Source organism: Rhodovulum tesquicola, from assembly GCF_024128855.1.
GTDB classification, from domain to species: domain Bacteria; phylum Pseudomonadota; class Alphaproteobacteria; order Rhodobacterales; family Rhodobacteraceae; genus Rhodovulum; species Rhodovulum tesquicola.
Genome location: NZ_JAMYDV010000001.1, coordinates 266116 through 280083 on the forward strand (window position 1 = coordinate 266116; position 13968 = coordinate 280083).

The 13968-nt window shown below is 66.5% G+C and carries 10 protein-coding genes and 1 pseudogene; 5 read left to right on the forward strand and 6 right to left on the reverse strand.

Features of this window, described 5'->3' with window-relative positions:
• The first annotated feature begins 9 nt into the window (after positions 1-9).
• The gene (locus NHN26_RS01215; RefSeq protein ID WP_253087704.1) at positions 10-489 is read left to right on the forward strand and encodes an NUDIX hydrolase; all 480 of its coding nucleotides are present in this window, start codon (positions 10-12) and stop codon (positions 487-489) included.
• Between the two features lie 54 nt (positions 490-543).
• On the opposite strand, the gene idi is transcribed toward NHN26_RS01215, so the two are convergent.
• The 6 genes and pseudogenes from idi to NHN26_RS01245 all read right to left on the reverse strand — a co-directional run bounded on the left by idi (position 544) and on the right by NHN26_RS01245 (position 6767).
• On the reverse strand, positions 544-1074 hold the full coding sequence (gene idi / locus NHN26_RS01220) for an isopentenyl-diphosphate Delta-isomerase (protein ID WP_132693540.1): 531 nt from the start codon (positions 1072-1074) through the stop codon (positions 544-546).
• The gene (locus NHN26_RS01225) at positions 1071-2252 is read right to left on the reverse strand and encodes a geranylgeranyl diphosphate reductase (RefSeq protein WP_132693539.1); all 1182 of its coding nucleotides are present in this window, start codon (positions 2250-2252) and stop codon (positions 1071-1073) included. The genes idi and NHN26_RS01225 overlap by 4 nt, the downstream gene beginning before the upstream one ends.
• A 5-nt stretch (positions 2253-2257) precedes the next feature.
• Entirely contained in the window at positions 2258-3547 is a 1290-nt protein-coding gene (locus tag NHN26_RS01230; RefSeq protein WP_253087705.1) for a BCD family MFS transporter, read from the reverse strand.
• Positions 3544-4455 (reverse strand): annotated as a pseudogene (gene chlG / locus NHN26_RS01235) (chlorophyll synthase ChlG); the annotation flags it as partial. The pseudogene chlG and the gene NHN26_RS01230, both read right to left, overlap by 4 nt.
• Before the next feature lie 52 nt (positions 4456-4507).
• Complete coding sequence (ppsR, locus tag NHN26_RS01240; protein ID WP_253087706.1) at positions 4508-5950, reverse strand: transcriptional regulator PpsR; 1443 nt, start codon at positions 5948-5950, stop codon at positions 4508-4510.
• Between the two features lie 19 nt (positions 5951-5969).
• Positions 5970-6767: a cobalamin B12-binding domain-containing protein gene (locus NHN26_RS01245; RefSeq protein WP_253087707.1), complete on the reverse strand. Its 798-nt coding sequence runs from the start codon at positions 6765-6767 to the stop codon at positions 5970-5972.
• Between the two features lie 297 nt (positions 6768-7064).
• On the opposite strand from NHN26_RS01245, the gene bchF reads away from it, so the two are divergent.
• From bchF to NHN26_RS01265, 4 genes are read left to right on the forward strand one after another with little or no spacing between them, the layout of a single operon-like run.
• Entirely contained in the window at positions 7065-7568 is a 504-nt protein-coding gene (gene bchF, locus NHN26_RS01250; RefSeq protein ID WP_253087708.1) for a 2-vinyl bacteriochlorophyllide hydratase, read from the forward strand.
• Complete coding sequence (locus tag NHN26_RS01255; RefSeq protein ID WP_253087709.1) at positions 7565-8854, forward strand: ferredoxin:protochlorophyllide reductase (ATP-dependent) subunit N; 1290 nt, start codon at positions 7565-7567, stop codon at positions 8852-8854. The genes bchF and NHN26_RS01255 overlap by 4 nt, the downstream gene beginning before the upstream one ends.
• The gene (gene bchB / locus NHN26_RS01260) at positions 8851-10398 is read left to right on the forward strand and encodes a ferredoxin:protochlorophyllide reductase (ATP-dependent) subunit B (RefSeq protein WP_253087710.1); all 1548 of its coding nucleotides are present in this window, start codon (positions 8851-8853) and stop codon (positions 10396-10398) included. Before NHN26_RS01255 ends, bchB begins: the two co-directional genes overlap by 4 nt.
• Entirely contained in the window at positions 10388-13960 is a 3573-nt protein-coding gene (locus tag NHN26_RS01265) for a magnesium chelatase subunit H (protein WP_253087711.1), read from the forward strand. Before bchB ends, NHN26_RS01265 begins: the two co-directional genes overlap by 11 nt.
• Positions 13961-13968 lie beyond the last annotated feature (8 nt).

A 13968-nucleotide genomic window follows, 5' to 3' on the forward strand; every position in this document is an offset into this window, starting at 1 on the left:
GCTCAGGACATGATGGCCCATCGCGACAGATCCCGAAACGGAACCGAAATCGCCGCAATCCCGATGCGCTGGAGCTCGGACGGAACGCTTTTCGTGCTGATGGTCGCTGCGCGCGGTTCGGGGCGCTGGGTCATGCCCAAGGGATGGCGCATCAACGGTGCGATTCCCTGGAAATTCGCCGAAATCCAGGCCCTTGATCGCGCCGGTGCCGTTGGCCATGTCGGCATCAACCCGATCGGCCGTTACCGTTACGACAGGATCATGCCGGATGGCGCGGCGATCTCCTGCGAGGTCGAGATGTTTCCGATGCTGGTCGAACGATTGCGCCGCGACTGGAAATATCGCCGGACCCGGCGGCGGCGCTGGTTCGAGGTGGCCGTGGCCGCAGGTCATGTCGAGCAGGCCGAACTTGCCGAGTTCTTGCGCAAGCTCTCCTGCAAGCCGCCGCAGCGCACCGCGCTTGGCAGCCTGTTTTCCTTGTTCGACTGACAGGCCCCGTTGGCCGACCGGATGATGATCCGGCCGACCGGCGGGCAGGCCGCCCTAGGCGGGCGACAGGGAACCGAAGATGCTCTCGCGGTGCTGGTCGAGATAGATCCTCAGCCAGGGCGTGTAGGCGTCGGGCTCGTCCCTTACCGCACGGTCGAGGTCGCGCAGGTCGATCCACCTGACATCCATCACCTCGTCGGGGTTCATCTCGATCCGCAGATCTGGCCCGGCGGGCGCGACGAAGATATCGACCACCTCATGCTCGATCAGCCCGTTGCCCACATCGGCGCGGTACTCCACCCGCTGGCGGAAATCGAGCGGCAGGCCGGTGATCCCCAATTCCTCGCGCAGCCGACGTCTTGCACAATCCTCGGCGCTTTCGTCCCATGCGGGATGGGTGCAGCAGGTATTCGTCCAGAAACCGGGCGTGTGATACTTGCCCAGCGCCCGGCGCTGCAACAGCACCCGGTCGCCATCCATCACGAAGACCGAGATCGCCTTGTGCCGAAGGCCCTGTCTGTGGGCCTCCAGCTTCTCGACGGGGGTCAGTTCGCCATTCACCCAGGCCGGGATCATCTCGCTCATGTGTATTGCGGCGAGACGAGGCCGGTCAGGTGGGCGACGTTCTTGATGCCGATCTTGATATGGGCCAGCGGGCGCTTCTTCGTCAGCTTCTTGTTCATGTAGCTTTCGAAGGTCAGCCTTTGCACGTCCACGTCATGGCAGAGCGAGACAAACCGCTCGCGCCTTTCGTCGCTGTGGTAATAGGCATCCTGCATGCTTTGCAGGGCGCGGAAGGTCATCTTGTGATCCTTCATGAACATCTGGCGCGCCAGTTTCAGATCCGACGCCCGTCCCGAGGCCAGCGCCGCGGACACCGCCATCGCGCCGATCCGCCCGCCATACATCGCGTAGTAGATGCCCTCGCCCGAGCTGGGCGCCACGGTGCCCGCGGCATCGCCCACCACGACCACGTCGCGGCCATTGTCCCAGCGATCCATCGGGCGCAGCGGGATCGGCGCGCCCTCTTTCCGCAGCGTCTCGGCCTGCTCCAGCCCGGCCATCCGGCGCAGGTCGGCGGTGGCCTGCTTCAGGTCGAACCCGTCGACGCCCGTGCCCATGCCCACGGAACAGGTATGCCCGTGCGGGAAGACCCAGCCGTAGAAATCGGGGCTGATGCGCCCGTCATAGATCACGTCGCAGCGGTTGGGCTGGTAGTTGCCCACCGCCATCGGCGCGTCGATGATCTCGTGATAGGCGATGACATAGGGGATCTTGTCGCCGCCCGGCACCTCGGCGCGGGCCACGTCCGAGCGCGCCCCGTCCGCACCGATGACGTATTTCGTCTGAAGCCGGATCTCCTCGCGGCTTTCCTTGTCGCGGAAGACGAGGAAGGTCTTTTCCTCCTCGCGCTCGACGCGCAGGAAGGTGCCCGTGAACCGCGTGGCCCCGGCGCGTTCGGCACGCGCCCGCAGGAAGGGGTCGAAATCCTTGCGGTCGACCATGCCGACGAAACCGTTCTCGATGGGGATGTCGACAAAGCGGCCCGAGGGCGAGACCATTCGCGCGGTGTCGATCTTGGCCACGAGCTGCTCGTCGGAGATGTCGAAATCCTTCATCAGGCGGGGCGGGATCGCGCCGCCGCAGGGCTTGATCCGCCCCTCGCGGTCGAGCAGGGCGACCTTCTTGCCCGACCGGGCAAGATCCTCTGCGGCCGTGGCCCCGGCAGGGCCGCCACCAACAACGACAACGTCAAAGATCATGTGTTTCACTCCCCCGGGACAAGGCCCGCGTTTTCTGTTGTGGGTCGGTTCGAGTCGATGATTCTCGCTGCCATCCAGGCCGCGAGCAGGAACAGCACCGCCTGGATCATGAACACCGTGCCGAAGGCCGGTGCGTCATCCATGAAGTTTCGCATCAGGTCCGCCGCAGCGGTGCCGAGAAACCCGCCGAAGCCCGCCGCAATCGCCTGCGCCGCGCCCCACATTCCCATGCGGGTGCCCTCGCGCGCATTGCGGCCTTCGCCCGCCATGGCCATCATCGCGCTGATCGCGGCCACGGTGAACACGCCGTTGAAGAAGCCCGTTGCGATCACCGCAGGCGCCAGCGGCAGATGCGGCGCGTAATTGCCCAGCGCCGCGACCGAGGACAGCCCCAGCGCCGAGCCGATGCAGCCCAGCACCACCCAGTTGCGCAAGGGGCCGATCCGAAGCGCCGAGCAGGCGATGCCCACGACCACCATGCCGACAAAGGCGCCCGCATGTTGCAGTCCCGAAAGCGAGGTGGACTGCCCCGGCGTATAGCCGAAGACAAGACCGGCATAGGGCTCGATGATGAGTTCCTGCATGAAGAAGGCGGTCATCGACAGGAACACGAAGAAGGTGAAGATGCGCGCGCGCCGCTCTGCCCAGATCTCGCGGAAGCCTTGCAGGAAGGGGGTGGATTCGGGCTCGCGCCGGGTGACGACGCCCCGTTCGACGCCCCAGATCGCCAGCGTCGTGACCATCAACGCCGCAATCACCACGGTGCCCACCACGCGCAGCAGCCGCTCGGGGCTGTAGGGGTCGAGGAACTGGCCGACCACGCCCGCCGTTATCGCGATGCCGCCGATCATCATCAGCCAGGTGATCGTCGCCGCCGCCGCCCGCCGCTCGGGCGCGGTGGCGGTCGCCAGCAGCGCCAGCAGGCAGGTGCCGGACGCCGCCACCCCGATGCCGATCAGCACATAGGCCAGCAGCGAAACCACAAGGCCCCAGACATAGTCCTGTTCCAGAACGACGACGCCCGCCGCCGCCCCGAACCCGCCCAGCGCCAGAACCGCCATGCCGCCGATGATGAACCGCGTGCGCTGGCCCTTGGTGTCGGACAGGAAACCCCAGTTCGGCCGCGTGATCTGGATCGCGTAATGCAGGCCCACCAGAAAGCCCGGCAGCATCGCCGGCAGTGCCAGCTCGACCACCATCAGCCGGTTGAAGGTCGTGGTGGTCAGCACCACGACCGCCCCGATGCACATCTGCACCAGGCCCAGCCGGACGATCTGGAGCCAGGAAAGCGTCATGCACCGGCCCCCAGCGTGCGGATCGCGAAGGCCGAGATCATCATGCCCGAGACATAAAGCACGACGCCGACGCCGTTATACCAGGGCGCCTTGCCCTTGGGATCCTTCATCATCACCGACATCGCCCAGAACTGCACCAGCAGAACGGCGCCGACGCCCGCGGCATGGAACGGCCGATCCCAGAGCCAGAGCAGCGCGATCACCACAACCTGCGGCACCGCCATCACGATACTGGCCACCCAAGCCGCCTTTTCTGGGCCGAGCGTGACGGGCAGCGAGTTGACGCCCATCTTGCGGTCGCCTTCCAGCGCCTTGAAATCGTTCAGCGTCATGATCCCATGCGCACCGATCCCGTAAAGCAGCGCGATCACCACGACATAGATCGACGGCGCCCCCGCTGCGAGCACCGCGGCCCCGGTGAACCAGGGCAGGGATTCGTAGGACAGGCCGACCAGACCCGGCCCCCACCAGCCCGATTTCTTCAGCCGCACGGGTTCCGCCGAATAGGCCCAGGCCGCGGCCACGCCCAGCACGGTCGCGCCAAAGCCCCAGGGGCCAAGCTGCCAGCCGATCACCAGCGACAGCGCCGACATCGCCAGCGCGATCCACAGCCCCCAGCGGCCCGGGATGCGCCCCGAAGGGATCGGGCGATAGGGTTCGTTGATCGCGTCCACATGCCGGTCGCACCAGTCATTCGCCGCCTGACTCATGCCGCAGACCACGGGACCCGCAAGGAACATGCCCAGAAGCACAAGGCCGGGGCTGGACAGCGGCGAGACCCCCGACGAGACGGTGCCGCAGAGATAGGCCCACATCGGCGGGAACCAGGTGATCGGCTTGATCAGCGTCACCATGGCGGCGGGCTCCGGCAGGCGCCGGGGCTGGGCGTTGGATATGTCGGTCATGTCTTGCGCATGCTCTCCCTGACCCGCTCGGGGCTGAAAATCCTCATGTCGGGGCTCAGTCGTGGCCCCCGTCTCGGCTCAGAAGCCCGTATTTGCGGAGCTTCACATAAAGGCTCTGGCGCGACAGCCCCAGCATCTCGGCCGCGGCCACCCGGTTGTTGCGGGTCAGTTCCACCGCGGTCTCGATGCACATCTTCTCGACCACATCGGTTGTCTCGGCGACGATATCCTTCAGCGTGGCCGAGCCGACCAGTTCCATCACGCTGCGCATCGCGTCGTCCGACACGGCGACGCCGGGCTTGCGGACACCTTCCAGTCGGCTTGCGTCGCGGATCACGAAGACGATGCAGGGATGGGACTGATCCGACAGGTAGGTGGCCGAGATCTCGACCGAGATCTGCGCGCCATATTCCCCGGCCAGCTTGGTCGCGAACATCCGCATCTGGCCCGAGCGGACCGCGTTCTCGACCAGAACGCGCAGATCGACGCTGCCGCGCACCAGGTAATCGCCAAGCGAACGCCCCTTGACCGAGGCGACCTGCGGCGCGTCCGCCAGCCCCAGGAAGCTTTCGTTCGCGGTCAGGATCGTGCCGTCGGGATCGGTGAAGACGATCGCGTCCACCCCCTCCTCGAAAAAGGCGCGCAGGGTCTCGGCCATCTCGGTCGCAGCGCTGCCCGCCATATCGGCGGGATCGAGCCGGCACAGGATCAACGGCTCGCCCGCCGCGCGGAACGCGGTGGGCACGATCCGCAGCGGGATGCGGGTGCGCCGCGCCTCGGCCGGCAAAGGTTCGGCGGCATTGTCCATCGCGCGCAGGTTCAGGGTCTCGACGAACTCGGCCCGCCGGCGGCCATCGAACTCCTGGGCGAACGCGCTGCCGATCAGGTCGTTGCGCGTCACACCTAGAATTGCGCAGGCGGGCGGGTTGGCGTCGATCACCCGGCCCGACCTTGTGCCCACGAAGACGAAGGCGTCCCGCGTCGCCTCGCTGAGCACGCGATAACGGGTGTCGTATTCGCGCTGGGTCTCGTAATCCCGCTCCAGCGCCATCTGCGCCTCGATCAGCTGCATCTGCATCTCGGCGATGGGGCGCAGGTCGCGACCCATCATCAGCAGGACGCTGCCGTTCGGGCCGATCCGGTGGAAGGAGTAGCGCACCGGGAAATCCCAGCTCTTGCCGTCGGTGTGGTTCAACTCCACCGCGCGGACGCTGTCGCCACCCTCGGCGAACAGCCTCAGCTTGGCCTCCAGCTTGGGCTGGCTGTCCTCGGTCAGCACGTCGCGGATGTCACAGCCTTCCCAATGGTCCAGCTGGCCATGGGCGCGATGCCCGGCATTCACCAGCACCGACAGGATCCGGCCCTCCAGCGAGATCACGATCGCAAGGTCTGACGCCGTGGCGATGATCTCGCCCAGCATCTCGGGGGCGATCAGCGGCACGGCGCCACTGCTCCAGTATTTCGTGCCCCGTGACGTCACCCTGACCCACACGGCCATTCCGGCCGCCCCCACATGTTCAGATCCTCGCCAGGCGATCATGCGGCGCCGGAACCGGCGCCCGGACCCCGCACAGGCTCAAGGCTTCGCGCGGGTCGGCCGTGGCGTGATCCGCCCCGGTCAGCGCGCAGACATCGTCCGACGTCTCGACCACCCGCCCACCGATCACGATCGGCACCGCACCGCTTGCCGCCGCGCGGATCTCGCCGATCAGGCGGCGCGCCGCGTCAAGCTTCTGGCGGCAGGAGACGGAAATCGCGATCATGTCGAAGCGCCGCGCCGCGACCTTCTGCAGGATCTCTTCCTCGGACTGGCCGAGACAGAGGCAAACCGAGATGCCCATGCGGCGCAACTGGCTTGTCGCGCTCATGCCGCCAAGCGTATGGAATTCCTCAAGCGGTACGATCAGCATGACGTTGGGCGCGTCCGCGGGCGTCATCGCGTCGGTGACCCAGGGCGCGCTGAGTTCGCGCAGGATGGCCTGCAACCGTGCCGCGCCGATGGTGACGTCCGCAAAGCTCAGTTCGTCGCGACACCAGCGTTCGCCCAGTTCGCGCGCCGCCGCGGGGATATAGCCGTCGAGGATCGTTGCGACATCGGCCCCATGGCGCTGCAACTCGGTCACCGAATCCGTCTGGATCGACTTGCCGGCCTTCAGGACGTCGCTGCAGAACCGCGCCAGCACCGCCTCGTCCAGCATATGCGCGGACTGCCCGGAGCGCTGGGCCAGGGCCGAAAGCACCTGCGCGGCAAGGGACTCGACATCGCCATGCCGGTCATGGTCCCCGGATGCCGGGTTCTTGCGCGTGTCATGCATCCTGCGGACCCTCCCGATCGTCTTCGGAGCGGATTCGCCGCCACCCGGCTGCGGCCCCCGTCCTGCCCCTGTCCAGCATTGTCAAAGCCAATTGACACTTCCTCGCCGCCCTGTGGAGAGGAATCAAGTCAAAACGGTCTAGCCTTATGATTTTAAGTGGCTTTGGCCGCTGACCCCCGAAGGGGGAAACCTCTCCTCACAGGGAGAGTGTAGACGGAAAGAGTGTAAATTACAATTGACACTTTCCGCTCCCGGGGTCTACCTTGGTCCCGCCACCGTCTGTCAGGGAGTCGGAGGATGTCGAAGACACGCGGAGCCGCCGGCAAGGTGGTCCAACTCTATACGCCGGAAGAGCGCCAGAGACGAGATGAAACCGTCTGGACGGTCGTTCAGGGCGTACTCGCGCCGGTGCAGTTCCTGGTGTTTCTCGTCTCGCTGGCCCTGGTGGTCCGCTATCTCTGGACCGGGGCGGGCTACGAGGCGGCGACGATCTCGATCGTGGTCAAGACCTTGGTGCTTTACACCATCATGGTCACCGGCGCGATCTGGGAAAAGGTCGTGTTCGGCAAGTATCTGTTCGCCAAGGCATTCTTCTGGGAAGACGTCTTCTCGATGCTGGTGATCTTCCTGCACACGCTTTACCTGTGGGCGCTGTTCACCGGCAATTTCGGCCCCGAAGGGCAGATGTATGTCGCGCTGGCGGCCTATGCGGCCTATGTCATCAATGCCGCGCAATTCCTGTGGAAACTGCGCATGGCGCGCCTGCAGGGCCAGTCCGACCGGTCGGAGGCGATGGCATGAAGGACTTCGCGCCCCAATTGCCCGCCGCGGGATGCCGCAACACCCCCGTCCTGAAGGAGCGCGGCCAGCGCGAGGTGTTCTGCGGTCTGACCGGCATCATCTGGCTGCACCGCAAGATGCAGGACGCGTTCTTCCTGGTCGTGGGTTCGCGCACCTGCGCGCATCTGCTGCAATCGGCCGCCGGCGTGATGATCTTCGCCGAGCCGCGCTTCGGCACCGCCATCCTGGAAGAGAAGGATCTGGCCGGGCTTGCCTGCGCGAACGAGGAACTGGATCGCGAGGTCGACCGGCTGCTTGCGCGCCGTCCCGACATCCGCCAGCTCTTCCTTGTCGGCTCCTGCCCGTCCGAGGTCATCAAGCTCGACCTGCACCGCGCGGCCGAGCGGCTGACCCAGCGGCACGCGCCGCATGTGCGGGTGCTGAACTATTCCGGCTCGGGCATCGAGACGACCTTTACCGAGGGCGAGGATGCCTGTCTTGCCGCCATGGTTCCGACCCTGCCCGATACCGACGAGCGCCAGCTTCTGCTGGTGGGTGCCTTGCCCGATGTGGTCGAGGATCAGGCGCTGGGCCTCTTGCGCGACATGGGCGTGGCGCCGGTCCGCTGCCTGCCCGCCCACCGCGCGGCCGAAACGCCGGGCATCGGCGCCAACACCGTCGTCGCGCTGACCCAGCCCTTCCTGAACGAGACCGCCGCCTTCCTCGAACGCCGCGGCGCGCGCCTCCTGTCCGCACCCTTCCCCTTCGGCGAAGAGGGCAGCACCGCCTGGCTCTGGACCATCGCGCGGGAATTCGGCGTCGATGCCGACACGTTTGCCCGCGTCACCGACGCCCCCCGCGCCCGCGCCCGCAAGGCCATCGCCGCGGCGGCCGAGACGCTGCGCGGCAAGTCGATCTTCTTCTTCCCCGACAGCCAGCTGGAAATCCCGCTGGCCCGGTTCCTGACCCGCGAATGTGGCATGACGGCCGTCGAGGTGGGCGCGCCCTTCATCAACAAGCAGATCGTGGGCCCCGATCTTGACCTCTTGGCCGAAGGGCCGGTCATCGCCGAGGGGCAGGATGTCGACCTGCAGCTTGAGCGCTGCCGCGCCGCGCGGCCCGATTTGACGGTCTGCGGGCTGGGCCTTGCCAACCCGCTGGAGGCCGAGGGCATGGCGACGAAATGGGCCATTGAGCTCGTTTTCACCCCCGTTCATCTTTATGAACAGGCGGGCGACCTTGCCGGCCTGTTCGCCCGCCCGCTGCGCCGCCGCGCGCTGCTGAGCGGTCTGGAGGGCGCGGCATGAAGCTGACGGTCTGGACCTACGAGGGCCCGCCCCATGTGGGCGCCATGCGCGTCGCCACGGGCATGAAGGGCCTGCACTACGTCCTGCATGCGCCCCAGGGCGACACCTATGCCGACCTGCTGTTCACCATGATCGAGCGGCGCAACCATCGCCCGCCGGTCAGCTATACGACCTTCCAGGCCCGCGATCTGGGCGCGGATACCGCGAACCTGTTCAAGACCGCGCTGCAGGATGCCTATGACCGGTTCAAGCCCCAGGCGCTGATCGTGGGGTCGTCCTGCACGGCGGAACTGATCCAGGACGATCCGGGCGGCATGGCGGAAACCATGGGCCTGCCCGTGCCGGTGATCCCGCTGGAACTGCCCAGCTACCAGCGCAAGGAAAACTTCGGCACCGACGAGACGTTCTTCCAGATCGTCAAGGCGCTGGCCCGCCCGATGGAGCGCACCGCGCATGTCTCGGCCAACCTGATCGGGCCCACCGGCCTCGGCTTCCGCCACCGCGACGACATCGTGGAAGTCACCGCGATGCTGGAGGAGATGGGGATCGGGGTGAACGTGGTCGCCCCGATGGGCGCGACACCCGCCGACATCGCCCGGATGGGCGCGGCCCATTTCAATGTGCTGATGTATCCCGAACATGCCGAGGCCGCGGCGCGCTGGGCCGAAAAGACCCTGGGCCAGCCCTATACCAAGGTGGTGCCCATCGGCGTCGGCGCGACCCGCGATTTCATCGCGGAGGTCGCGGCGCTGGCGGGCGTTCCGCCGAAATACGACGACAGCCGCCTGCGGATGCCCTGGTATTCGCAATCGGTCGACTCGACCTACCTGACCGGCAAGCGCGTCTTCCTGTTCGGCGACGCGACGCATGTCAAATGCATGGCCCGCATGGCCCGCGACGAGATGGGCTTCGAGGTCGTGGGGCTGGGCTGCTACAACCGCGAATTCGCCCGCGACATCCGTGCGCTCGCCAAGGATTACGGCGTCGAGGCGCTGATCACCGACGACTATCTCGAAGTCGAGAAGGCGATCGAGGAGCTGGCGCCCGAGATGATCCTCGGGACCCAGATGGAGCGCCATATCGGCAAGCGGCTGGGCATCCCCTGCGCGGTGATCTCGGCGCCGGTCCACGTTCAGGACTTCCCCGCCCGCTACTCCCCCGTCATGGGCTGGGAGGGGGCGAATGTCATCTTCGACACGCTGGTCCATCCGCTGGTGATGGGACTCGAGGAACACCTTCTGCACATGTTCCGCGAGGATTTCGAGTTCCATGACGAGGCCGGTGCCTCGCATCACGGCGCCGCGGCCAAGCTGCGGTCGCTGGACGAGGCGCCCGTGGCCGAGCCCGAGCCTGCAATGGCTGCGGCAGCGCCCGCCGAGGGCAACATCGTCTGGCTGTCCGACGCCGAGCGCGAGTTGAGGAAGATCCCCTTCTTCGTGCGCGGCAAGGCCAAGCGGAACACCGAGAAATTCGCGCTCGAAAAGGGCGTGACCCAGATCAGCGTCGAAACCTTGTATGAGGCTAAGGCACATTATGCGCGATGATCGTCACATCCCCGGTTACCGAGTCGTCATCGTCACGCTGGATTCGCATTCGGCCGGCCCCGCCGCCCGCGTCACCGAGCGGCTGCGCGACGACTTTCCGGGGCTGACCGTTTCCGTCCACGCCGCCGCGACCTGGGCCGAGAATCCCGAGGCGCTGGCCCGCGCCAAGGACGACGTGGCTCATGGCGACATCATCATCGCCAACCTGCTGTTCATCGAGGAACATATCACCGCGATCCTGCCCGAGCTTCAGGCCCGGCGCGACGCCTGCGACGCGATGATCGGCGTGATCGCCGACAAGCAGGTCGTCCAGCTGACCCGGATGGGCGATCTGGACATGATGAAACCCGCCTCGGGGCCGATGAAGCTTCTGAAGAAGCTGCGCGGCTCCAAGGAGGGCGGCGCCCCCAAGGGCGGCGGCGAAAAGCAGATGGCCATGCTGCGCCGCCTGCCGAAGATGCTGAAATACGTCCCCGGCAAGGCGCAGGACCTGCGCGCTTGGTTCCTGACCATGCAATACTGGCTGGGCGGCTCGGACGACAATGTCGAGCAGATGATCCGCTTCCTGATCTCGCGCTATGCCCATGAAAAGGCGTGGCGCGGCGCCCATTCCGAGGCGCCGGTCGAGTACCCCGAGGTGGGCCTTTACCACCCCGACCTGCCGCATGGCATCACCACCGATCCCGCCGACCTGCCGCGCCCTGCGCAGCCCGTGGCCACCGTCGGCATCCTGCTGATGCGCTCCTATATCCTCGCATCCGACACCGCGCATTACGACGCGGTGATCCGCGCGCTGGAAGAGCGGGGCATCCGGGTGATCGCGGCCTTCGCCGGCGGTCTGGACGCGCGCCCCGCGATCCACGCCTATTTCAAGGGCGAGCATGGGGTGCATGTCGACACGCTGGTTTCGCTGACCGGGTTCAGCCTGATCGGCGGCCCCGCCTATAACGACAGCGATGCCGCGGTCGAGGTGCTGAGCGAACTCGACGTCCCTTACGTCGCCGCGCACCCGCTGGAATTCCAGACGCTGGGCCAGTGGGGGGCATCCTCGGGCGGTCTCGGCCCGGTGGAAACCACCATGCTGATCGCGCTGCCCGAACTTGACGGGGCCATTTCGCCCACCGTCTTCGGCGGCCGCCACGGCCCCGAGGGTTGCCAGGGCTGTCCCAAGGGCTGCGCCTGCATCGCCGAAACCAAGGAAATGGCCGCCTGTTCGGAACGGGTGGCGATCCTGGCCGCCCGCGTCGAGAAACTGGCACGCCTGCGCCGGTCCGAGGTCGCCGAACGCAAGGTCGGCGTGATCCTGTTCGGCTTCCCGCCGAATGCGGGCGCGGTGGGCACCGCCGCCTATCTGTCTGTCTTCGAGAGCCTATTCAACACGCTGCACCGGATGAAATCCGAGGGCTACGAGTTGGGCGAACTGCCCGCCAGCGTGGACGAATTGCGCCTGTCGATCCTTGAAGGCAATGCTAAGCAATACGGGCAGGAGGCGAATGTCGCCGCCCATGTTCCCGCCGACGACATCGTGCGGGGCACGCCTTGGCTTTCCGAAATCGAGGCGGTCTGGGGGCCTGCGCCGGGCAAGATCCGCTCGGACGGGCGCGGAGTCTTCGTGCTGGGCCGCCATTTCGGCAATGTATTCGTGGGCGTGCAGCCGACCTTCGGCTACGAGGGCGACCCGATGCGGTTGCTGTTCGAAAAGGGCTTCGCCCCGACGCATGCCTTCAGCGCCTTCTACCTCTGGCTCAAGAACGCCTTCCGCGCCGATGTCCTGCTGCATTTCGGGATGCATGGCGCGCTGGAATTCATGCCGGGCAAGCAGGCCGGCATGGGCGCGCGCGACTGGCCGGACCGTCTGATCGGCGACATGCCGAACGTCTATCTCTACGCCTCCAACAACCCTTCCGAGGCGACGCTGGCCAAGCGGCGGTCGAACGCGGTGACGATCACCCACCTGACGCCCCCGCTGGCGGCATCGGGGCTTTACAAGGGGTTGCAGGAACTCAAGGACAGCCTGACCCGCTGGCGCCAGATGGAACCCGGCTCGCCAGAGCAGGCCGATCTGGAAGAGCTGATCCGCATGCAGGCCGAAGCGGTCGACATGGGCGGCACGCCGCCCGAAAAGCTGTGGCTGAAGCTGCTGGAAACCGAGGATGCGCTGATCCCCGACGGGCTCCATGTGCTGGGCCGAACCGTCACCGATGCCGAGCGCGCCGAACACCTGCGCGTGATGTGCGAGGTCGATGACGACACCCGGGCGCGCGTCGATCACTGGCTGCAACAGGACGTGGAAATCCCAGCTCTGCTGCGCGCGCTGGGCGGGCGCTACATCCAGCCGGTGCCCGGCGGCGACCTGATCCGGTCGGCCGAGGTGCTGCCGACGGGACGCAACATCCACGCCTTCGACCCGTTCCGCATGCCGACGATGTTCGCCATGCAGGAAGGCGCGAAACAGGCGCAGAAGCTGCTGGAAGCGCACCCGACCCTGCCCCGGTCCGTCGCGATGGTCCTATGGGGGTCGGACAACATCAAGTCGGACGGCGGCCCGATCGCGCAGGCCATGGCCCTGATGGGGGCGAAGCCGCGGTTCGACAGCTATGGCCGGCTCTGCGGGGCCGATCTGGTGCCGCTTGCCGAACTGGGACGCCCGCGGATCGACGTGGTGATGACGCTGTCCGGCATCTTCCGCGATCTGCTGCCCCTGCAGACCAAGATGCTGGCCGAAGCCGCCTGGAAGGCCGCGATGGCCGAGGACGAGCCGCTGGAGATGAACTTCATCCGCGCCCATTCGCTGGCGCACGCCCAGAAGATGGGCGTCGACATGGACACCGCCAGCTTGCGGGTCTTCTCGAATGCCGAGGGCGCCTATGGCGCGAACGTCAACGGCCTGATCGACTCGGGCGCCTGGGGCGAAGAGGACGAACTGGCCGACGCCTACGAGGCGCGCAAGAGCTTTGCCTATGGCCGCGACGGCAAGTCCAGGGCCAATGCGGCGCTGTTGCAGCAGACGCTCAAGGACGTGGACATCGCCTATCAGAACCTCGAAAGCGTGGAACTGGGCGTGACCACGGTCGACCACTATTTCGACACGCTGGGCGGGATCTCCCGCGCGGTGAAACGGGCCAAGGGCGAAGAGGCCGCCGTCTATATCGGCGACACGACCCGCGGCGAAGGCAAGGTGCGCACGCTCAAGGAGCAGGTCGCCCTGGAAACCCGGTCCCGCAGCCTGAACCCGAAATGGTTCGAGGGCATGCTGAAACACGGGCACGAAGGCGTGCGCCAGATCGAGGCGCAGGTCACCAACACCCTGGGATGGTCGGCAACGACTGGCCAAGTGGAGCCCTGGGTGTATCAAAGGCTGTCGGAAACCTTCGTCCTGGACGAAGAGATGCGCAAACGGCTGTCCAGCCTGAACCCGGCGGCTTCGGCCAAGCTGGCGAACCGGCTGCTGGAAGCGCATGACCGCAACTACTGGCAACCCGACGCCGAAACCCTGGCCGCGCTTCAGGCGGCCGCCGACGAGCTGGAAGACCGGCTCGAAGGCATAGTGGCGGCCGAATAGAGCCGCGA